The organism is Microbispora corallina (assembly GCF_016863035.1).
GTDB lineage: Bacteria > Actinomycetota > Actinomycetes > Streptosporangiales > Streptosporangiaceae > Microbispora > Microbispora corallina.
The window spans coordinates 34805-53384 of record NZ_BOOC01000007.1 but is presented as its reverse complement, the minus strand read 5'-3'; the positions used below and the strand labels follow the sequence as shown (position 1 = coordinate 53384).

The following is an 18580-nucleotide window of genomic DNA, read 5'->3' as shown; positions in this document are numbered from 1 at the left end:
GAGGCGTCGGGCACGATCGTCCCTGCCGGTGCCCCCCACCCGAGAGGAGACGTCGATGAGCGGCGCGACGGCCGACGACTACGCCTGGTTCGACGAGCACGACGAGGGACTGGCGGTGGCTTTCTGCGTCACCTTCGTCGGCGGCCTGACGCCCCAGCAGGCCTTCGAACGGCTGGGAATCGCGGCCGTCGCGGACGTGGACGACCTCTACTTCGACGGAGCCATCGGGGCCGCCGAGGTGCACGGAGGCACGATCCTCGTCGAGCCCAACGGGTTCGCGTGCACGCTCGACGACGTCGCGAAGAGGCTCTCGGCCGGCGCCGTGACCGCGTCGGTCTTCCTGAACGTCAACGCCGACCAGCAGTTCGTCCACGCCGTGGACGGCCGGATCGTGACCCGTTTCGAGCCCGACTACCCCATGGACCGCGCGGGCGGCGACGAGGACCGCCTCCTGCCGCACATGGTCGAGCTCGGCATGCCCACGGAGGATGACGGCGACGAGGACGACGACTGGGGGGACCCGATCCACACGGCGTTCGCGCTGGCCGAGAGGGTGACCGGGGTGCGGATGACGCCGGATGCGCTCGACGAGCCCGTGCTCGTCGGCTCCACCCGCGGTCTGCTGTAGGGCGGCCGCCGGTCAGAGGTCGGAGAGGGCGTCCGACAGCCGTTCGCGGAGCGGGGATTCGTAGTCGGGGCTGGTGCAGAGGGTCACGGTCAGCCCGGAGTCGGCCGCCGCCGCGTCCAGGACGGCCAGCAGCGTGGCGAACTGCTCCGCGGGCTCCTCGATGAGCAGGTCCTCGGCGTGCCCTACGACCAGGGCGACGCCGCCCGCCCCGGTCGTGTCGCGCAGCGCGTCGGTGAGCGCGTCCCAGTTGCGGCCGAAGTAGTCCGGGAGGGCCAGGGCCCGCGCCACCTCCTCGAAGAAGGCGGCGCGGGTCCGGCAGGCGCGCCCGTCGACGACCGCCGGAGCCGGTCCGACGGACACGGTCAGCCACTGCGGGAGCGGTCGTTCGGCGGATGCCATGGGAGTCCTCAGAGCCTGTAGAAGTCGGTGTAGTGGTTCGGCGAGAACCAGACGGCGCCGGTGCCGCGGTTCACGACGATCCGGTAGGCGTCGCGGGCGGCGCCCTTCGCCCGGGAGTACACGTCGTACTCGTAGTAGGTGGCGCCGCTCGGAAGCTCGCCCTCGCGGTTGTAGAAGCGCCCGCCCGTGTAGTTGTACCTGCCGTCGGGCCAGGAGTACCAGCCGCTGCTGGTGGGGTAGCCCTTGGAGGCCCACACCGAGCTCGCGTAGCGGGCGTCGGAGCACCGGGAGATGGTGCAGGAGCTGTAGACCGAGGCGCCGGCGGGAGCGACGCCGACCAGGACGGTCATGGACGTGATGGCGGCGATCAGGACGGCCAGTCGGGCCGGCCAGGAAGGACGACGGCGGGGCGGAGTGTGCACGAAGCCTCCTTGCGGGGGATGCCAGGCGGACACCAGTAAGGATCACCGTCAGAACGGGTCAAATAAAGCCATAGATCGCCAAAGGTACGGTGAACTCTTCCGGCTCTGCCCCACAAGATCCCGGCTGAGCGGGGTTCTCCCGGCAGTCGCCGGGCCGGGACACGGGATCGGCCCAGGACGGCGGTCCGGGATCGCGATCTGATCGCCGGGCGCGCGCAGCCCGCGGCGGGCCGGTGTCGTGGCGGCATACCTACGCGCCGATCCCGGCTCCTCCGCTGATGACGATGTTCTGTCCGGTTACGTAGCCGGCGGCGTCCGAGGCGAGGAACGCCACGACTTCGGCGATCTCTTCGCTGGTTCCGAACCTTCCCAGGGGGACCCGGGAGACGATGACGTTGACCGCCTTTTCATGCGCTTCGGGCGGGAGTCCGGCTTTGGCCCAGATTCCTGTGTCGACGGCGCCGGGGCTGACGGCGTTGACCCGGATGCGCCGGGGCGCCAGTTCGAGGGCGAGGGACGGTACAAGGGACAGGAGAGCGCCCCTGGTGGCGGCGGTGACCGACCCGCCGGCCATTCCCCTGGTCGCGCCGATCCCGACGGTGAAGATGACCGAACCTCCGTCCCTGAGCAGGGGGAGGGTCTTCTGGAGGGTGAAGAACTGGCCCTTGAAATTGACCTCGACCAGGTCGTCGAAGGCGGCTTCGTCGAAAGCCCCTACCGGTAGCGACCGGATGATCCCGGCGTTGAGAAAAAGGACGTCCAAAGCGCCGAAGCGCTCCCGGATTTTCTCGGCGACGCGATCGGTGTCGGCCAGTGACCGGGCGTCCGCCCGCACCACGGCAATCTGGTCCGGAAGTGACTTCTCGGCCGCGGCGATGGTCTCGGGGTTCTGCCCGGTCACCATCACCCGGTATCCGCGCCGATGAAGCAGTTCGGCGGTGGCCTTGCCGATTCCGCTGGTTCCGCCGGTGATCAGGGCCGCAGGTGCGGGCATGGTGCACTCCCGTTCGGTACATCGATGTGAGGACCGGCCCGGATGCCGGGCCGCTGATCCCACCCTCCGGCCGCGGAGCGCTCCGGGTCCAATGAATGTTTCGTACCGAGTAATACGAGACGCGCATCACCGCACTTCACAGCAGTCGCTCGGGTATGCAGGCAGGTACTACGCTTCGGCCATGCCCGACTCGCGACCGCCTCCGGTGGACCTCGACCTGCGGCTGGTGCAGTGCTTCACTGTCCTTGCCGAGCACCGGCACTTCGGCCGGGCCGCCGAGGCCCTCCACGTCACCCAGCCGTCCCTGAGCCGCCAGATCCGCCGCCTCGAACAGCAGGTGGGCGCCCGCCTGCTCGACCGCACCACGCGAGGCACCGGCCTCACCGAGGCCGGTGAGGTCTTCCTTCCGCTCGCCAGGACGCTGCTGCGCTCCGCCGCCCAGGCCGTGGCGCGCACCCGGGCGGCCGCCCAGCCGACCCGGATCACCGTCGGGTACACCACGAACCTCATCGTCACCCCGGCCGTGCGGGAGCTGCGCCACCGGCACCCCGACGCCGAGGTGCGCGCCCTGCATCTCGCGTGGAACGAAGCGCGCGAAGCGCTGCTCGATCACCGCGTGGACGCGGTGGTGGCCCGGCTCCCGTTCCCGACCGGCGGCCTGCACGTAACGGTCCTCTACGACGAACCCCGGGTGCTCGTGGTGCCCCTCGGCCACCGCCTCGCCGGCAAGGACTCCGTCACCGTCGACGACATCGCCGGCGAACCCCTGCCACGGGTGCCCGACCCGGAGTGGAACGCCTTCTGGCGCATCGACCCCCGTCCCGACGGAAGCCCCGCACCCGACGGCCCTCTCGTCGAGTCCGTCGAGGACAAGGCCGAGCTCATCGCCGGCGGCCAGGCCGTCGGGATCATCCCGGCCGGCGAGCACGCCGGCCGGCTGCGCCCGGACCTCACCACCATCCCCCTGGAGGGCGTCGAGCCGAGCCAGGTCGTCCTGGCCACCCGAGCCGGCGACCGCAACCGCCTCGTGGCGGCCTTCCGGAGACTCGCCGGAACCCACCTCGGAGGCGCCGCCCCGCCACACCGACGAGCGCCGGGCCACGACGAGCCGAGGAACGGCCCATCCGCCTGACGCCGGCGTCGGCCCAGAACCGGGGGTCTGTCAGTGTCCGCGGGGCGCGTACATGATGACCGCGACCCCGGCGAGGCACACGAGGGCCCCGAGCACGTCGTACCGGTCGGGGCGGTAACCGTCCATCACCATCCCCCAGGCCAGCGAGCCGGCGACGAACACCCCGCCGTACGCCGCGAGGATGCGCCCGAAGTGCGGGTCCTGCTGCAGGGTCGCGACGAACCCGTACGCGCCGAGGGTGAGCACGCCAAACCCGATCCACGCCCAGCCGCGGTGCTCGCGCACACCCTGCCACACAAGCCACGCGCCCCCGATCTCGAGTACGGCGGCCAGGACGAACAACACGACGGAACGCACGACGGTCATGCAGGCGAGGCTATTGGTCGAGGACCCAAAGCCGGATCGGGCCGTGAAAGGCTGCCGCGGGAAGTGTGCTCAGGCGGCGATGGTGGCGTGCATCTCCCAGACGAGGATCTCGGCGGGCTCGGTGGCGGTGACCCGCTGCCCGCCGGTGGCGGTGAAGCGGACGGCGTCGCCGGTGTTCAGCGGGCCGGCTCCTTCGAGGGTCACCGCGCCGCGCGGCACGAACAGGTGGAGGAACGGCGCCTCCGGCAGTTCGACGCTCTCACCGGCCTGCAGGCGGGCGGCGTGGAGCGCGGCGTACCTGTTCTTGATCCGGACGGCCGAGACGCCGTCGTGCTTGGCCATGCCGCTCGCCACGGGCACCAGGCCGCCGGCCAGGAGGTCGCCCTCGATCTCGAGCTGCTCGTAGCCCGGTGTGATCCCGGCCTCGTCCGGGACGACCCACATCTGCACGAAGTGAACGGGCTCGTCGTGCTCCCCGCCCCCCTGCAGCCGCCAGGAGTCGTTCTTCTCGGAGTGCAGGATGCCGGTGCCCGCGCTCATCCGCTGGGCGAGGCCCGGGTAGATGACGCCGGAGTGGCCGGTCGAGTCCTGGTGCACCAGAGATCCCCGCATGACCCAGGTCACGATCTCCATGTCCCGGTGGGGGTGGGTGTCGAACCCGGTGCCGGGCCGGACGATGTCGTCGTTGTTGACGAGCAGGACGCCGTGGTGGGTGTTGCGCGGGTCGTGGTGCCCGCCGAAGGAGAACGAGTGCTTGGAGTCCAGCCAGGCGATCCTGGTGGTGAAGCGGTCCTCGGCACGGCGGACGTCCACCTTCGGGGCCGGCATCGTGGCGGTCATGGCACTCCCCTTCGTCGAGATCGGTCGCCTCCGGGACGGACCCGGCGGCGCCTCTGGTAGATGACCCATCATCTACGCGCCTCCACAACATAGATGATGCGTCATGCATTCCGCCATATCCATGATGTGTCATCGAAGGACGTAGGCTCGGGACATGAGCACTCCCCGGTGGCTCGACGAGGACGAGCAGCGAGCCTGGCGGGCCTACATGCGGATGCAGGGCCGGCTGACGGCCCACCTCAACCGCCGGCTGCAGGCCGACTCCGGCCTGTCCCTCGCCGACTACGAGGTGCTCGTGCTGCTGACCGACGTGCCGGACGGGCGGCTGCGGCCGTTCGAGATCCAGCGCGGCCTCGACTGGGAGCAGAGCCGCCTGTCCCACCACCTGAGCCGGATGCAGCGCCGGGGCCTGATCGCCCGGGAGGAGTGCGCCGAGGACGGCCGGGGCGCGCTGGTCGTGCTGACCGACGAGGGCCGCCGCGCGATCGGCGCGGCGGCTCCCGGTCATGTGGAGACGGTACGGCGGGTGGTCTTCGACGGCCTCTCCGAGGAGGAGGTCACGGCGCTCGAACGGCTGTCGTCGCGGGTGCTCGACCGGATCGAGACAACCGGCACCCCGGATCCCCCGGCGGCCGGCCGGGAGTCCCGCGACCACGGGCGGGACGGCTGACGGCCGCCCGGAACGGCACCCGTCATTCGGCCTCGGCCATGGCGACGGGGGCGGCCCGGCCCACCGAGCCGGTCCGCTCGCGCCGCCAGGGCCCCTGGAAGAGGAAGACGGCGGGGGCGAACAGGACGAGGCAGACGAGGCTGACGATCAGCCACACCTGCCAGCTCGTGGCCTCGACCACCTGCGGGATGACCAGCAGCCCGATCACGGCGATGGCCTTGGTGAGAAACCCGAACAGCCCCCACGCCGTGCCCTGCAGGCGCGGGTCCACGTCCTCGGCGTCCTCGGAGTAGTTGGCCATCCAGGGCGCGTACGCCACGCCGAGCGAGCCGCCGAGCAGGGCGCCGGTGATCATGAGCGTGCCCGTGGAGACGCTCTCCTGGCCGAGGCAGTACGCGAGGTAGGCGGTGATGACCACGGCGGCGACCGTCCCGCCGAGCGCGAACGGCTTGCGCAGGCCGGTGCGGTCCGAGACGCGCCCGGCGGCGATCACGGTGATCAGGTTCAGGCTCCAGAAGACCGCCATGATCGTCGACGCCTCGGCGGTGGAGATCCCGAGGGCGCCCACGAGCATCGTCTGGCCGAACAGGGAGAGCGTGATGTAGAGCACGAGCCACAGCGAGATGCCGACCACGTGGGCCCAGATCGTGCGGCGGGCGAACAGCGCGGAGACCCGGGCGGGCCGGGTCAGGTCGACGACGCGGGCCGCCCGGCGCTCGGTGAGCTGGATCCGGGCTCGCAGCTCCGGCGACAGGTCGGCGATGTTGAGGGCGATGACGATCGAGATGACCAGCGAGAAGCAGCCCATGATGACGAACTGCGACCGCCACGACTCGTGGAAGATCGGCAGCGTCCAGCCGGCGACGGCCGCGGCGAGGAAGTTCGCCCCCACGGGACCCCACGTCCAGAAGCCGAAGGCCTGCGCGCGGCCCACCCGGGGCGAGAAGTCGCGCACGAGGGGCGCGGTGCTCGCCATCGCCACGCCGTCGACGAACGCCAGCAGGATCCGGGCGATCAGCAGGTCGCGCGGGCTGTGCACGAGCGTCATGACGAAGCAGCAGACGGCCGTGAGCATCATCAGCGGGACCAGCAGGCGGACCCTGCCCACCTGGTCGGTGAGCCTGCCCCCGACGGCCGAGGCGAGGGCGCCCGAGACGGCGGCCACCCCGGAGACCGCGCCGTACGTCGCCAGGGACATGTGGAGGTCCTTCAGGAGCAGGGGGACCACAGGGGCGATCTGCGCCTCGTAGGAGCCGATGAGGATGGCCAGCACGGCCATCGTGAGGATCTTCATGCGGCGGGCACCGGTCGGGTACTCGTCCAGTTCGCGTACGTAGGACAGGCTCATCGAACGCCTTTCTCCTCAGTCCCCCCGCCGGGCAGTCGAGTTCTAGAAGTTAGCTCTAGAATTCATTTCCACGAATGCTCCGCTCTCTCACCGTCCACGTCAAGAGGTCGTGAGCAGGTCCCACGGCCCGGCCGGTCGTTAGAATGACGTTCTAGGATTACGACGAGGAGTGCCGTGGACATCACCCAGGAGCTCGCCGGACTGGACGCCGCCTTCGACCACACGGCCGTCGCCGCGCCCCGCATCAGGGACCTGCTGCCCATCTACCTGGACCTGCTGGGAGGGGTGTACGTGAGCGGGGGCGACAACACGGCCAACGGCTACCGCACGCTGCAGCTCCGGTACGCGAACGGAAGCAAGATCGAGCTGATGGAGCCGCTCGCGGGGTCGTCCTTCTTCGACAGCTTCTTCGAGCTCACCAGGGGCAGGGGCGGCGTCCACCACCTCAACTTCCACGTGTCCGACATCCACGCGGCCGTGGACCTGCTGCGCGAACGGGGCTACCGGCTGTTCGGCCTCAACCTGGCCGAGCCGCGGTGGCGCGAGGTGTTCCTCCACCCGAAGGAGGCGCACGGCGTGCTGATCCAGCTGGCCCAGCCGGGCCCGCGCAACCCCGAGCCGCTGCCGTCGCTGGCGGACCTGCTGGCCGGGCACGGCCGGCGCGGCACCGGCGTCCCCAGCCCCTGACCCCGGGCAACCGTTCGAGGGCGGTCGCGTCTCGCCAAACTCTAGATTCGAGTTCTAGAATCTAGCTCTAAAAGCTGCCGCGCCGGAGGAGAACGCATGGCCGCCCCGTCGAAGCCCATACCGAAACCCACCCCGGACACCCAGCCGTTCTGGGACGGCACGGCCGCGGGCGAGCTCCGCGTCCAGCGCTGCCGCGCGTGCTCGCGGCACTACTTCTATCCCCGGCCTGGGTGCCCCCACTGCGGGTCGGGCGACGTCGAATGGGTGACGGCGAGCGGCCGGGCGACGCTGTACTCATACGTGATCAGTCACCGTCCCGCGCCCGGGTTCGAGGACGACGGGCCGTACGCCATCGCCGTCGTGGAGCTGGAGGAGGGCGTGCGGATGATGACCAACATCGTCGGCACCGAGATCACGCCGGAGAACCTGCCGCTCGACATGGGCCTGCGGGTGGTCTTCGAACGCCGCGGGGACGTGCACGTCCCGCTGTTCCAGCCCGAGGAGCCCGAGGAGGCCGCCCGATGACCGTCGTGATCGCCGGAGCGGCCGAGACGGACGAGGTCGGCAGACTGCCCCACCTCTCCACGACCCAGCTCCACCTGGAGGCCGCCCGCAACGCGCTCGCCGACGCCGGGATGACCAAGGACGACATCGACGGCGTCGCGACCGTGGGGGTCCCCGGGCCCGTCCAGATCGCCCACGCCCTCGGCATCACCCCGTCGTGGCTCGACGGCACCGGCGTCGGCGGCTCGTCGTTCCTCTTCCACGTGCGGCACGCCGCGGCGGCCGTCCGCGCCGGGCTGTGCACCACCGTCCTGATCACGCACGGCGAGTCGGGCCGGTCCCGCGTCGGCGCGGCCCGCCCCGCGCTCGGCCCCGACAGCCTCGCCGGCCAGTTCGAGCTGCCGTACGGTGTCCTGGGGCCGGCCACGATGTTCACGCTGACCGCGCTGCGCTACATGAAGGAGACCGGCCTCACCCACGAGCAGCTCGCCGAGGTCGCCGTCGCCCAGCGGCGCTGGGCCCACCGCAACCCGCGGGCGATGTACCGGGACCTCGTCACGGTCGAGGACGTCCTCGACTCCCGGATGGTCGCCTACCCCTTCCACCTGCTGGAGTGCTGCCTCGTCACCGACGGGGGCGGGGCGCTGATCGTCACCTCCGAGGAGCGCGCCCGCCGGTCGCCGGTGTACCTGCTCGGGTCCGGCGAGTCGGCCGAGTCGCCGATCATCTCCCAGATGGCCGACTTCACCACCTCGCGGGCCTTCCGGGTGTCGGGAGAGGCGGCCTTCGCCGAGGCGGGGATCTCACACGACGACGTCGACCACCTGATGATCTACGACGCCTTCGCCCACGTCCCGCTCTACGGGCTGGAGGACCTCGGCTTCGTGAAGCGCGGCGAGGCCGGCCCCTTCGTCGCCGAGGGGCACACGTCCCCCGGCGGCCGCCTGCCCATGAACACCAACGGCGGCGGGCTGTCCTACACCCACACGGGGATGTACGGGATGTTCGCCATTCAGGAGTCGGTGCGGCAGCTCCGCGGGGAGGCCGCGGCGCAGGTGCCGGGCGCCGAGGTGAGCGTCGTGCTCGGCAACGGGGGGATGTTCGCCTCGGCCGCCACCCTCGTCCTGTCCAATCACCGGCCCTGACCCACGCGGAACGCCCCGGGGTCGTACGGCCCCGGGGCGACGTGGACGTCAGGCTGGTCAGGCACGCCAGGTGATCAAGGCATCCAGCGCCTCCACGCGGGATCCGGCCACCAGCAGAGGGTTGATCTCCAAAGACTCCAGACGGTCGCCGAGGCTCTCGGCGACCGCGGCGACGCGGGCCACCACGTCGGCGACCGCGTCCAGATCGGCCGGTTCGGTGCCCCGGGCGCCCTCGAGGAGACGGCGGCCGCGCAGCTCGCCGAGGGCCCGGCGGACCTCAGCCGCGTCCACCGGCAGGACGCGCAGCGCGGTGTCGCGCAGCACCTCGACCCAGACCCCGCCCAGGCCGACGGCGAGGGTGAGGCCCCAGGCGGGGTCCCGCACGACGCCGACGAGCAGCTCGACGCCGCCGCTCCGCTGGGGCTGGACCAGCGCGCCGCCCGCGGCCGTCCCGGCGGACTCCAGGGCGCCCATGACGGCCCGGAAGGCCGCCCGGACGTCCTCGGGCCCCCGCAGGCCGAGCCGTACGCCGCCGATGTCGCTCTTGTGCCCCAGCCCCTCGGCCGCGGCCTTGAGGACCACCGGGTACCCGAACTCGCCGGCCGCGGCCACGGCGGACTCCTCGTCGTCCACGAGCCGGGACGGCACCACGGGAAGCCCGGCCGACGAGAGCAGGGCCGCGGCGCGGTGCTCGGCCCAGACGCCGCTCGCCCCCTCGACGTCCGCCTCCGTGGGCACGGGCGCCGCGGCGGGCTCCGGTCCGGCGGCGCGGGCGAGCGCCTCCCGGTGCCACCGCGACCACCGCACCGCCGCGCCGATGGCGTGCATCCCGTGCTCGATGCCGCCCGCGACGTACGGGAAGCCGGTCCTCTCCTGGACGGTCCGGCCGAACTCGGTGACGTCGGTCAGCACGTTGCTCACCACGACGACGGGCACGGGGGACTCGGCGATGCGCCTGGCGCTGGCCGTGAACAGGGCGAAGGTCGGCTCCGGGTCGGGCGGGGCGAGGCGCGGCGGCTCCGACAGCAGCATGACCGCGTCGACACCCGGGTCGGCGGTCACCGCCTCCAGCGCCCGCCCCAGCAACGTCCTGTCGATCAGGATGTACCCGGTGACGTCGAGCGGGTTCTGCACGGTCCCGAAGGACGGCACGATCGTCTCCAGCCGGGCGACCGTCTCCGGGGCGAACTGCGGCAGTTCGAGCCCCTCGTCCTCGGCCCGGTCGGCGATGATCTCCGATGCGCCGCCCGAGGGCGTGACCACCCCGATCCGCGGCCCGGGCAGCGGACCCGACGCGGCCAGCAGCCCGGCCGTGATGATGAGGTCCTCCAGCGAGCGCACCCGGACGATCCCGAGCTGGCGGAAGGCGGCGTCGATGACGGCGTCGTCGCCCACGAGCGCCCCTGTGTGGGCCTGGGCGGTCCGCGAGGCCAGCCCGCTGCGCCCGATCTTCAGCGCCACGATGGGCTTGCCCGCGAGCAGCGCCCTGCGCGCCACCCGGGAGAACTCGGCGGGGTCGCGGACCGACTCCAGGAACAGGGCGATGGCCCGGGTGGCCGGGTCGTCCACCAGGTGGTCGACGACGTCGGTGACCGTGACGAGCGACTCGTTGCCCATCGAGGTCAGCAGGCTGACGCCGACGTTGCGGGCCTGTGCGAAGCCGAGGACGGAGCTGGCCAGGGCGCCGCTCTGCAGCACCACGCCCACCGACCCGCGCAGCAGCGGCGAGGGGATGGGCAGGCCGTACGGGGTGATCCCGGCGGCGGCGTTGATGAAGCCGTTGCCGTTCGGCCCGAGCACGGTCAGGTGGTTCTCCCGGGCGAACTCGACGACCTCCCGCTCCAGCTCCGCGCCCTCCGGGCCGGCCTCGGCGAAGCCGGCCGTGAGGATGACGTACCCGGTGATGCCCAGCTTGGCCCCCTCGCGGAGCACGGACAGCACCGCGGCGGTGGGAACCATCACGTACGCCAGGTCGACCGTGCCGGGGATGTCGGACAGGCTCCGGTACGCCGGTTCGCCGTGCACCACCCCGCCGCGCGGGTTCACCAGGTGGACGGGGCCGGAGAAGCCGTGCGTGCGCAGGTTCGCCAGCGTGCTGATCGACCAGCCCGACTTGTCGGTCGCGCCCACCAGCGCGATGGAACGCGGGTTGAACAGCGTGTCGAGCGACATCTCACTCCCCGATGGTGCCGAGACGGGCGTGACCCCTGAGCAGGTTGCGGGCGATCGTGCGCCGCTGGATCTCGTCGGTGCCCTCGAAGATGCGCAGCAGCCGGAGCTCCCGGTACCAGCGCTCGATCGGGAGCTCCTTGGTGTAGCCCATCCCCCCGTGGATCTGCAGCACGCGGTCGACGACCTGGTTGGCCATGACCGCGCCGTTCAGCTTCGCGATCGACGAGGCGTGCCGGGCGTCCATGCCCTGCTGCACGCGCCAGGCGGCGTGGAGCGTCAGCCACTTGGCCGCCTCGATCTCCACCTGCGAGTCGGCGATCATCCACTGGATGGCCTGGTACTCGGCGATGGGCCGGCCCATCGACGTGCGGATCTTGGCGTAGTCGACGGCCATCTGGAGCATCCGCTCGGCCGAGCCGACGGCCCTGGCGGGGATCATGTACCGGCCCTGGCCGATCCACTGCATGGCGAGGTCGAACCCCTTGCCCAGTTCGCCGAGGATGTTCGCCTCGGGCACCCGGACGTCCTCGAACACCAGCGAGGCCGGGCCCCACTGCCCCATCGTCGGGATCGGCTCGGACTTCCAGCCCATGTCGCGGTCGACGAGGAAGCAGGTGACGCCGCCGTTCGCCCCCTTCTCGGGGTCGGTGACGGCGAACACCATGACGAAGTCGGCCTCGTTGCCGCCGGTGATGAAGGTCTTCTCGCCGTTGACGACCCACTCGGCGCCGTCCTTGACCGCCCGGGTCCGGATGTTGCGCGCGTCGGACCCGGCGCCGGGCTCGGTGATGGCGAAGCAGGACCGGCGCTCGCCCTCGATGGTGGGGATGAGGTAGCGCCGCTTCTGCTCCTCGTTCCCGCCGTAGAGGATGTTGTCGGCCGAGCCGCCGAAGCTGAACGGCACGAAGGTGCGCCCCACCTCCATGGCGATGATCGCCGACATGACGGGCCCGAGGGCCGCCCCGCCGTACTCCTCGGGGGTGTTGATCCCCCAGAAGCCCATCTTCTTCGCCTTGAGCCGCAGGTCCCGCAGGATCTCGGGGTCGAGAGCGGGGCGGCCGGCGCGCTCGTTGCGCAGCACCTCGGCTTCGAACGGCATGACCTCCCTCTCGACGAAGGAGCGGATGGTGTCGCGGATCTGCCGTTCCTCCGGGCTGAGGGAGAAATCCATACCGCACTCTTTTCTAGAATGAGCCTCTAGTATTTCGGCTTCCAGCCTGGGCGTCCGTGACGGCGCTGTCAACCCTGTTGCCGAACACAATTCTAGAATTTGAAGGATTAGGATGAGGGGCGTCGACCCGAGGAGCGAGATGGCACGCAAGGCAGGCGGGAGGGGCGGATCCTGGGAGTGGAGCCGCACCGCCGAGACCCGCAGGAGCATGCTCCAGGCGGCTCGCGAGGTCTTCTCCGAGCACGGCTTCGCCGACGCCAACGTGTCCGACGTCGTCGAGCGCGCCGGCTCCAGTGTGGGAAGCCTCTACCACCACTTCGGCGGCAAGACGGAGCTGTTCCTCGCCCTGTGGGAGGAGCACCAGGCCGCGCACGAGGAGGCCGCCGCCTCGACCGTCGCCGCCGCCAGGCAGGCGGGCGTCAAGGACCCGGTCGAGCTGTTCATCGCCGGGGCGAAGGCCTTCCTCGAAGGGTCCTGGAAGCGCCGCGACCTGGTCCGCCTGTTCATGGACGGCCACGGCCCGCCGGGGTTCGAGCTCATGCGCCGCACCCGGGGCAGGGCGTGGGTGCGGCAGAACGCCGTGCTGCTGGGGGCGGGCAGCACCCCGGCCGACCGCCTCATGGTCTCGGTGCTCACCAGCGTGATCGGCGAGGCGGGCCGCGAGGTCGCCACCAGCGAGACCGAGGAGGAGGCCCGGGAGGTCGTCGACGCGGCGGTCGAGCTCATCCGCCGCTTCGGCGCCCCCTGGCCGGCCGCCTCGTCGTCCCCGGACGGCGCCAACGCCTGAGCCCCGCCGACAGCCCTGCCAGGACGGCCGCGCCTGAGCCGACCGACCCGGCCCGGCCGCGACGCCCATGCTGGGGCCCGACCCGGACCCGCCGCGACGCTGACGCCCGATGCCTCCGGCTGCGCCGCCTCACCGTCCCGATGACCGCGCGGGCGTCACGCGGGGCGGACGGTGGCCCTGCCCCGGTCGATGACCACGGTCCCGTCGTCCTTCGCCGTCCTGAACAGGACGGACGGCCCGTCCACCCAGATCGACACCGTCAGCGACTCGCCCGGAAGCACCGGGCGGCTGAACCGGCCCGACATCGCCACGAGCCGGGCGGGGTCGGAGCCCGCCACCGCGTGCAGGAGCGCCCGTCCGGTCACGCCGTACGTGCACAGGCCGTGCAGGATGGGCCGGTCGAAGCCCGCCCGCGCGGCGAACGCGGGGTCGGAGTGGAGCGGGTTGCGGTCGCCGGACAGCCGGTAGAGCAGCGCCTGGTCGGGATGCGTGGGGTAGGTGACCTTGTGGTCGGGCGGCCCCTGCGGCTCGGCCCACTCGTCGCGCGGACCGCGGCCGCCGCCGAAGCCGCCCTCGCCGCGGATGAAGACCGCGCTGCGGGAGGTCACCATCGGCTCGCCCGTCTCGGCGTCGACGGCGCGGGCCTCACTGGTCACGAGCGCGCCCGACCCCTTGTCGTGGATGCCGGTCACCGTCGAGGTGGTCCTGACCCTGCCCTCGGGCGGGATCTCGCGGTGCGCCTCGAAGCTCTGCTCGGCGTGCACCAGCATGGCCGGGTCGAAGTCCCCCAGGCGGCGGCCGGTCGGGGCCTGGGCGACCAGCACCGCGAAGGTGGGCAGCACGCGCTGCCGGAGCCCGGCGCTGTTCTCGGTGGTGAAGGCGAGCTCGGCGGTTCCGGCTCCGACGCCCAGCGCGTACAGCAGCGTGTCCTTCGACGTCCACGACCGCTCGTACGGCGGGCTCTCCAGGCCGATCACGCCGTGGTGGAGGGGCATGTCAGTCCTCCCCGTTCGGGATCCGGCCGCTGGTGAGGGCGTTCGGCGCGGCCTTGTCCACCAGGGCGGGGACGACCTCGCCCAGCTCGGCCGGGTCCCATCGGGCGCCCTTGTCGACGCCGGGGCCGGCGTGCCAGCCCTCGGCCACGCTGATCATGCCGCCGCGCACGTTGAACACCCGTCCGGTGATGCCCCGGGACTGCGCGCTGCCCAGCCACACGACCAGCGGCGCGATGTTGTCCGGCGCCGAGGGGTCGAACCCGTCCTCCGCCGACGGGCGGCGGCCCGGGACGAGGTTCTCCGTCATCCGGGTGAGCGCGGCCGGGGCGACGGCGTTGACCGTCACGCCGTACCGGGCGAGCTCCTTGGCCGCGATGATCGTCAGCGCGGCGATGCCGGCCTTGGCGGCGCCGTAGTTGGCCTGGCCGGCGTTGCCGTAGATGCCGGACGACGACGTGGTGTTGACGACGCGCGCGTCGACCGGCTCGCCGTCCTTCGCCCGGCCCCGCCAGTACGCGGCCGCGTGCCGCAGCGGGGCGAACGTGCCGCGCAGGTGCACGCCGATCACGGCGTCCCACTCCTCCGGCGTCATGTTCACGATCATGCGGTCGCGCAGGATGCCCGCGTTGTTGACCAGGACGTGCAGGTCGCCGAAGCGCTCGATCGCGGTCCTGACCAGCCGCCCGGCGCCCTCGAAGTCGGAGACGTCCTCCCCGTCGACGACGGCCTCGCCGCCCATCGCCCTGATCTCCTCGACGACCTCTCCGGCCGCCCCGGTGGAGGAGCCCGTGCCGTCGACCTCGGCGCCGAGGTCGTTGACCACGACCCTGGCGCCCTGGCGCGCGAACTCCAGGGCATGCCCGCGCCCGATGCCCCGCGCCGCTCCGGTGACGATCACCACGCGGCCTTCCATGATCCCGCCCATGCGCGCTCCCTTGACCCGACCTCGATGTGAATACGATTCTAGTATTGAAGTCTAAAAATTGACAGGGAGGGGCCGGTCATGATCCAGCTCGCCGGGCGATGACGACCACGTCGGGAACGGTGACGACACAGATCGGCGAGCGGGAACGGCTCCGCCACGCCTGGCGGACGCTGTCGGTGGTGAGCATGGCGAGCGTGCTCACCGCGCTCGGCGGCAGCGCGCTCAACGTCGCCCTCCCCCAGGTCGTACGGCAGACGCACGCGAGCGCCGACGCGGCGAGCTGGATCCTGCTCGCCTTCCAGCTCACGACCACCGTGCTCATGGTGGTGTTCGGGCGGCTCGCCGACCTGTTCGGGCGGCGCGCCATGTACCTGGGCGGGCTGGCCACCTACACCGCGGCCAGCCTGCTCGCCGGGTTCGCACCGGACGCGTGGCTCATCGTGGGGCTCCGGGTGGTCCAGGCCGCCGGCGGCGCGATGCTCCTCACCAACAGCGCGGCGCTGGTCACCGACGCCTTCCCGAGGTCGCGGCTCGGTGAGGGCATGGGCGTCTACACCGCCTCGTTCTCCATCGCCCAGCTCGCCGGGCCCACGCTCGGCGGCCTGTTCAGCGAGCACCTCGGCTGGCGCTGGGTGTTCTGGTACAACGTGCCGATCGGCGTCGCCTGCCTGGTCTGGGGGGCGGTCGCGCTGCACCCCGGCCGCCCGGCCGTTCAGGACAAGGGGCTCGACCTGCCCGGCAACGCGCTCATCCTGGCCTGCCTCGGCGGCCTGCTGCTCGCGCTGTCGGAGGTCACCAGGCTCGGCTGGGACCACCCGCTGGTGGTCTCGGGCCTCGCCGTCTTCGCCGTGACGCTCCCGCTCTTCGCCGTACGGGAGCTGCGCGCCCGCCATCCGGTCGTGGACCTGCGCATGTTCCGCGACGCGCCGTTCGCGCTCGGCACGCTCGCGTCCTTCCTCAACTCGGTCGCCCGGGTCGGGGTGGTGTTCCTCGTGTCGCTGTTCTTCCAGGCGGTGCACGGCGAGGACCCGGTGCGGGCGGCGCTGAAGGTGCTCCCGCTGTCCGTCGCCGCCATGGGCGCGTCGGTGGCGTCCGGCTTCCTGCAGCGCCGGCTGAGCGCGCGGACCGCCGCCATGATCGGCACCTCGCTGACCACGGCGGGCCTGCTCGCCCTCCTCGCCGTGGTCTCCCCGGACGCCTCGTACGTCCCGATCTCGGCCGCCCTCGTGCTGGTGGGGGTGGGCTCGGGGCTGTTCCTCCCGTCCAACACCACGGCGATCCTGCACGGGCTGCCCTCGAACCGGCTGGGGATCGTCAACGCCATGCGGCTCATGCTCCAGAACACCGGCGTCGTGGTCGGCACGGCCCTGGTCCTGTCGATCATCACGATGCCGCTGCCGGCCGCGCTGCACGAGTACGTCTTCGCCGGCACGCTCTCGCACGTCTCGCCGGCCGGGGTCGCGCAGCTCGTGACGGGCTACCGGTGGGCACTCGGGTGCATGACCGCCATCTCCGCCCTGGCCGTGCTCACCTGCGTGACGCGGAGGCGGGCGGGCTGACCCCGCCCGCCCGCCGGGTCACCGGCGCACGCAGGGGGCGCCGTTGAGCGTGAACGCCGCAGGGGCCGGGTTGGAGCCGCTGTAGCTCGCCTGGAAGCCGACGCTCACCGTGCCGCCGTCGGCCCCGATCACGCCGTTCCAGCTCGCGTTCTTCACCGTGACCTGGGAGCCCGACTGCGTGGCGACGCCGTTCCAGGCGTTGGTGATCTTCTGGTTGCCGGCGAAGGCGAACGCCAGGGTCCAGCCGTCGACCGGGCCGCCCAGGCCGTTGGCGATCGTCAGGTCCGCGGTGAACCCGCTCCCCCAGTCGTTGGTCCGGTACGTCACCGTGCACGGCGGGGACGTCGGGCTGAGCGACGGACTCGGACTCGGGCTGGGCGACGGGCTCGGACTGCGGGTCGGCGACGGCGAAGGGGACGGCGACGGGCTGGGACTCCGCGTCGGCGAGGGCGAGGGGCTGGGGCTGCGGGTCGGCGAGGGGGACGGGCTCGGGGTGCCGCCGCTCTTGGCCGCCATCCGGGCCGAGTGGGCGCGGAACACGGCCAGCGCCGGGTCGCCGCTCTTCACGCTGTGCTGGTCACCCCCGGCGTTCCTGTCGGGGTACCACCAGAACGCCGACCCGTCGCCGTCCCTCGCCTCGAAGTCGGCGTAGAGCTGGGTCCACCAGGTGACCCGGTCGGCGTTCCCCTCGGTGTTGAACTCGCCCATGAAGAACGGCTTGCCGACCACGTCGTGGGAGTCGGAGATCCACCGGCCGATGAGCGTCTTGGTCTGGTCGAGCGTGAGGTTGGCCCAGCCGGCGTTCGGATAGGGGTGGGCCGAGGTGAAGTCGACGTACGGCGACTGGTGGATGTAGACGAACGGGTTGCCCTCGTCGCCGCCGAAGCCGTACCGGGACTCGTGGCCCTCCATGCCGGTGCCGAGCAGGTGGTTGGGGTCGATGCCCTTGACGTACGCCCCCATCTCGTCGACCCATTTGCGCAGCGTGGCGCCGCTCTTGTTCTCGTCGGCGCTGACGTCCTGGTAGCGCGGCTCGTTCATGAGCTCCCAGGCGAAGATGGCCGGCTCGTCCTTGTACTTGACGCCGCTGTAGTGGTTGGTCCGGTTGAGGGCGTAGCTGACGTAGTTCTTGTACTGGGTGAAGCAGCCCGGGCACTTCGTCTTGTCGAAGAAGACGGCGCGGCCGGGGTGCCCGCCGCTCAGCCCCTCCCACGCGAGCCGGGTGTCGATGCCGCCGTACGCCTCCCAGTAGTTCTCGAACACCGGGATGAGCCGGATGTCGTGCGCCTTGGCCGACTCGATGACGTAGTCGAACAGGGCGAACTGCTGGTCGTTGTACACGCCCTTCGCGGGCTCGAAGCCGTGCCAGCTCTCGTGGCTGAACATCCACAGCCGCAATACGCTCACCTTGTCGGCCTGCAACTCGGCCATGTGGGCGTCGATGCGCGCCTTGTCCATGTACTGCGTCTCGGTGTCCCCATAGCTGCCGCCGTAGGTGAACACGTCGTAGGTGTTGGCCCCGGCGAAGTAGTACGTCCTGCCGTTCAGGCAGAAGTGCACGCCGCAGCGTTGGACGAAGCCCGAGATCGCCGCCTGCGCGGCCGAGTGGGACAGCGCCACCGTGCCGGCCGCGAGGGCCAGGACCAGCGACACCAGCAGATGGACCGGCCGGAAGCGTCGTCTCATGGGACTTCCTCATCGCGCGGCGGCGTACGGGAGCGGTTCGCACGAAATACGCCGCGCGCCCCCTCCCGCAACCACCCCCGCCGCCGACGCGTTCTGCGCCCGCTCCGACCTGCGTGAAGGCGGTCGCGAGCGGGGACGGCCGGTGAAAGT

Annotated in this window: 19 protein-coding genes; 8 read left to right on the top strand and 11 right to left on the bottom strand. The window is 71.7% G+C overall.

Annotated features, from left to right (window positions below):
* Positions 1-55: 55 nt before the first annotated feature.
* On the top strand, positions 56-628 hold the full coding sequence (locus Mco01_RS11225) for a DUF6461 domain-containing protein (protein ID WP_204056827.1): 573 nt from the start codon (positions 56-58) through the stop codon (positions 626-628).
* Positions 629-640: 12 nt separating this feature from the next.
* Here the strand turns inward: Mco01_RS11225 and Mco01_RS11220 are convergent, their stop codons facing one another.
* The 3 genes from Mco01_RS11220 to Mco01_RS11210 form a co-directional block, all read right to left on the bottom strand.
* On the bottom strand, positions 641-1027 hold the full coding sequence (locus tag Mco01_RS11220; RefSeq protein WP_204056826.1) for a barstar family protein: 387 nt from the start codon (positions 1025-1027) through the stop codon (positions 641-643).
* A gap of 8 nt (positions 1028-1035) precedes the next feature.
* The gene (locus Mco01_RS11215) at positions 1036-1449 is read right to left on the bottom strand and encodes a ribonuclease domain-containing protein (RefSeq protein WP_204056825.1); all 414 of its coding nucleotides are present in this window, start codon (positions 1447-1449) and stop codon (positions 1036-1038) included.
* Between the two features lie 250 nt (positions 1450-1699).
* Positions 1700-2443 (bottom strand): SDR family oxidoreductase, encoded by a 744-nt coding sequence (locus tag Mco01_RS11210; protein WP_204056824.1) that lies wholly within the window; start codon positions 2441-2443, stop codon positions 1700-1702.
* A 181-nt stretch (positions 2444-2624) separates the two neighbouring features.
* On the opposite strand from Mco01_RS11210, the gene Mco01_RS11205 reads away from it, so the two are divergent.
* A complete protein-coding gene (locus tag Mco01_RS11205) occupies positions 2625-3575 on the top strand; it encodes a LysR family transcriptional regulator (RefSeq protein WP_204056823.1) in 951 nt (316 codons plus the stop codon).
* A 30-nt stretch (positions 3576-3605) separates the two neighbouring features.
* Here the strand turns inward: Mco01_RS11205 and Mco01_RS11200 are convergent, their stop codons facing one another.
* A complete protein-coding gene (locus Mco01_RS11200) occupies positions 3606-3941 on the bottom strand; it encodes a YnfA family protein (RefSeq protein WP_204056822.1) in 336 nt (111 codons plus the stop codon).
* 69 nt (positions 3942-4010) lie between these two features.
* Positions 4011-4781: a pirin family protein gene (locus Mco01_RS11195; RefSeq protein ID WP_239103522.1), complete on the bottom strand. Its 771-nt coding sequence runs from the start codon at positions 4779-4781 to the stop codon at positions 4011-4013.
* A 154-nt stretch (positions 4782-4935) separates the two neighbouring features.
* On the opposite strand from Mco01_RS11195, the gene Mco01_RS11190 reads away from it, so the two are divergent.
* A complete protein-coding gene (locus tag Mco01_RS11190; RefSeq protein WP_204056821.1) occupies positions 4936-5451 on the top strand; it encodes a MarR family winged helix-turn-helix transcriptional regulator in 516 nt (171 codons plus the stop codon).
* 22 nt (positions 5452-5473) lie between these two features.
* On the opposite strand, the gene Mco01_RS11185 is transcribed toward Mco01_RS11190, so the two are convergent.
* Entirely contained in the window at positions 5474-6799 is a 1326-nt protein-coding gene (locus tag Mco01_RS11185) for an MFS transporter (protein ID WP_204056820.1), read from the bottom strand.
* A gap of 174 nt (positions 6800-6973) precedes the next feature.
* Here Mco01_RS11185 and Mco01_RS11180 point away from each other — a divergent pair, with 174 nt between their 5' ends.
* The 3 genes from Mco01_RS11180 (at position 6974) to Mco01_RS11170 (ending at position 9135) form a co-directional block, all read left to right on the top strand.
* Positions 6974-7486: a VOC family protein gene (locus Mco01_RS11180; RefSeq protein ID WP_204056819.1), complete on the top strand. Its 513-nt coding sequence runs from the start codon at positions 6974-6976 to the stop codon at positions 7484-7486.
* Between the two features lie 96 nt (positions 7487-7582).
* Positions 7583-8011 (top strand): Zn-ribbon domain-containing OB-fold protein, encoded by a 429-nt coding sequence (locus tag Mco01_RS11175; protein ID WP_204056818.1) that lies wholly within the window; start codon positions 7583-7585, stop codon positions 8009-8011.
* The gene (locus tag Mco01_RS11170; protein WP_204056817.1) at positions 8008-9135 is read left to right on the top strand and encodes a thiolase C-terminal domain-containing protein; all 1128 of its coding nucleotides are present in this window, start codon (positions 8008-8010) and stop codon (positions 9133-9135) included. Before Mco01_RS11175 ends, Mco01_RS11170 begins: the two co-directional genes overlap by 4 nt.
* 57 nt (positions 9136-9192) lie before the next feature.
* Here Mco01_RS11170 and Mco01_RS11165 read toward each other — a convergent pair whose 3' ends face one another.
* Together Mco01_RS11165 and Mco01_RS11160 are read right to left on the bottom strand one after the other, a co-directional pair.
* Positions 9193-11307: an acetate--CoA ligase family protein gene (locus Mco01_RS11165; protein WP_204056816.1), complete on the bottom strand. Its 2115-nt coding sequence runs from the start codon at positions 11305-11307 to the stop codon at positions 9193-9195.
* Between the two features lies 1 nt (position 11308).
* On the bottom strand, positions 11309-12478 hold the full coding sequence (locus tag Mco01_RS11160; protein WP_204056815.1) for an acyl-CoA dehydrogenase family protein: 1170 nt from the start codon (positions 12476-12478) through the stop codon (positions 11309-11311).
* Between the two features lie 139 nt (positions 12479-12617).
* Between Mco01_RS11160 and Mco01_RS11155 the strand changes: the two genes are divergently transcribed.
* The gene (locus Mco01_RS11155) at positions 12618-13265 is read left to right on the top strand and encodes a TetR/AcrR family transcriptional regulator (protein ID WP_204056814.1); all 648 of its coding nucleotides are present in this window, start codon (positions 12618-12620) and stop codon (positions 13263-13265) included.
* Positions 13266-13420: 155 nt separating this feature from the next.
* On the opposite strand, the gene Mco01_RS11150 is transcribed toward Mco01_RS11155, so the two are convergent.
* Positions 13421-14260 (bottom strand): MaoC/PaaZ C-terminal domain-containing protein, encoded by an 840-nt coding sequence (locus tag Mco01_RS11150; protein WP_204056813.1) that lies wholly within the window; start codon positions 14258-14260, stop codon positions 13421-13423.
* A 1-nt stretch (position 14261) separates the two neighbouring features.
* A complete protein-coding gene (locus tag Mco01_RS11145) occupies positions 14262-15185 on the bottom strand; it encodes an SDR family oxidoreductase (protein ID WP_204056812.1) in 924 nt (307 codons plus the stop codon).
* A gap of 119 nt (positions 15186-15304) precedes the next feature.
* On the opposite strand from Mco01_RS11145, the gene Mco01_RS11140 reads away from it, so the two are divergent.
* Positions 15305-16744 (top strand): MFS transporter, encoded by a 1440-nt coding sequence (locus Mco01_RS11140; RefSeq protein ID WP_239103521.1) that lies wholly within the window; start codon positions 15305-15307, stop codon positions 16742-16744.
* A gap of 18 nt (positions 16745-16762) precedes the next feature.
* On the opposite strand, the gene Mco01_RS11135 is transcribed toward Mco01_RS11140, so the two are convergent.
* Positions 16763-18430: a cellulose binding domain-containing protein gene (locus Mco01_RS11135; RefSeq protein ID WP_204056810.1), complete on the bottom strand. Its 1668-nt coding sequence runs from the start codon at positions 18428-18430 to the stop codon at positions 16763-16765.
* Between the last annotated feature and the right edge of the window lie 150 nt (positions 18431-18580).

Bases quoted from the DNA above. Each gene is read 5' to 3' on its own strand.
- Mco01_RS11200 (WP_204056822.1), bottom strand. From the start codon at position 3,941: ATGACCGTCGTGCGTTCCGTCGTGTTGTTCGTCCTGGCCGCCGTACTC.
- Mco01_RS11170 (WP_204056817.1), top strand. From the start codon at position 8,008: ATGACCGTCGTGATCGCCGGAGCGGCCGAGACGGACGAGGTCGGCAGA.
- Mco01_RS11155 (WP_204056814.1), top strand. From the start codon at position 12,618: ATGGCACGCAAGGCAGGCGGGAGGGGCGGATCCTGGGAGTGGAGCCGC.
- Mco01_RS11185 (WP_204056820.1), bottom strand. From the start codon at position 6,799: ATGAGCCTGTCCTACGTACGCGAACTGGACGAGTACCCGACCGGTGCC.
- Mco01_RS11175 (WP_204056818.1), top strand. From the start codon at position 7,583: ATGGCCGCCCCGTCGAAGCCCATACCGAAACCCACCCCGGACACCCAG.
- Mco01_RS11225 (WP_204056827.1), top strand. From the start codon at position 56: ATGAGCGGCGCGACGGCCGACGACTACGCCTGGTTCGACGAGCACGAC.
- Mco01_RS11190 (WP_204056821.1), top strand. From the start codon at position 4,936: ATGAGCACTCCCCGGTGGCTCGACGAGGACGAGCAGCGAGCCTGGCGG.
- Mco01_RS11220 (WP_204056826.1), bottom strand. From the start codon at position 1,027: ATGGCATCCGCCGAACGACCGCTCCCGCAGTGGCTGACCGTGTCCGTC.
- Mco01_RS11205 (WP_204056823.1), top strand. From the start codon at position 2,625: ATGCCCGACTCGCGACCGCCTCCGGTGGACCTCGACCTGCGGCTGGTG.
- Mco01_RS11195 (WP_239103522.1), bottom strand. From the start codon at position 4,781: ATGACCGCCACGATGCCGGCCCCGAAGGTGGACGTCCGCCGTGCCGAG.
- Mco01_RS11165 (WP_204056816.1), bottom strand. From the start codon at position 11,307: ATGTCGCTCGACACGCTGTTCAACCCGCGTTCCATCGCGCTGGTGGGC.
- Mco01_RS11150 (WP_204056813.1), bottom strand. From the start codon at position 14,260: ATGCCCCTCCACCACGGCGTGATCGGCCTGGAGAGCCCGCCGTACGAG.
- Mco01_RS11210 (WP_204056824.1), bottom strand. From the start codon at position 2,443: ATGCCCGCACCTGCGGCCCTGATCACCGGCGGAACCAGCGGAATCGGC.
- Mco01_RS11160 (WP_204056815.1), bottom strand. From the start codon at position 12,478: ATGGATTTCTCCCTCAGCCCGGAGGAACGGCAGATCCGCGACACCATC.
- Mco01_RS11135 (WP_204056810.1), bottom strand. From the start codon at position 18,430: ATGAGACGACGCTTCCGGCCGGTCCATCTGCTGGTGTCGCTGGTCCTG.
- Mco01_RS11145 (WP_204056812.1), bottom strand. From the start codon at position 15,185: ATGGGCGGGATCATGGAAGGCCGCGTGGTGATCGTCACCGGAGCGGCG.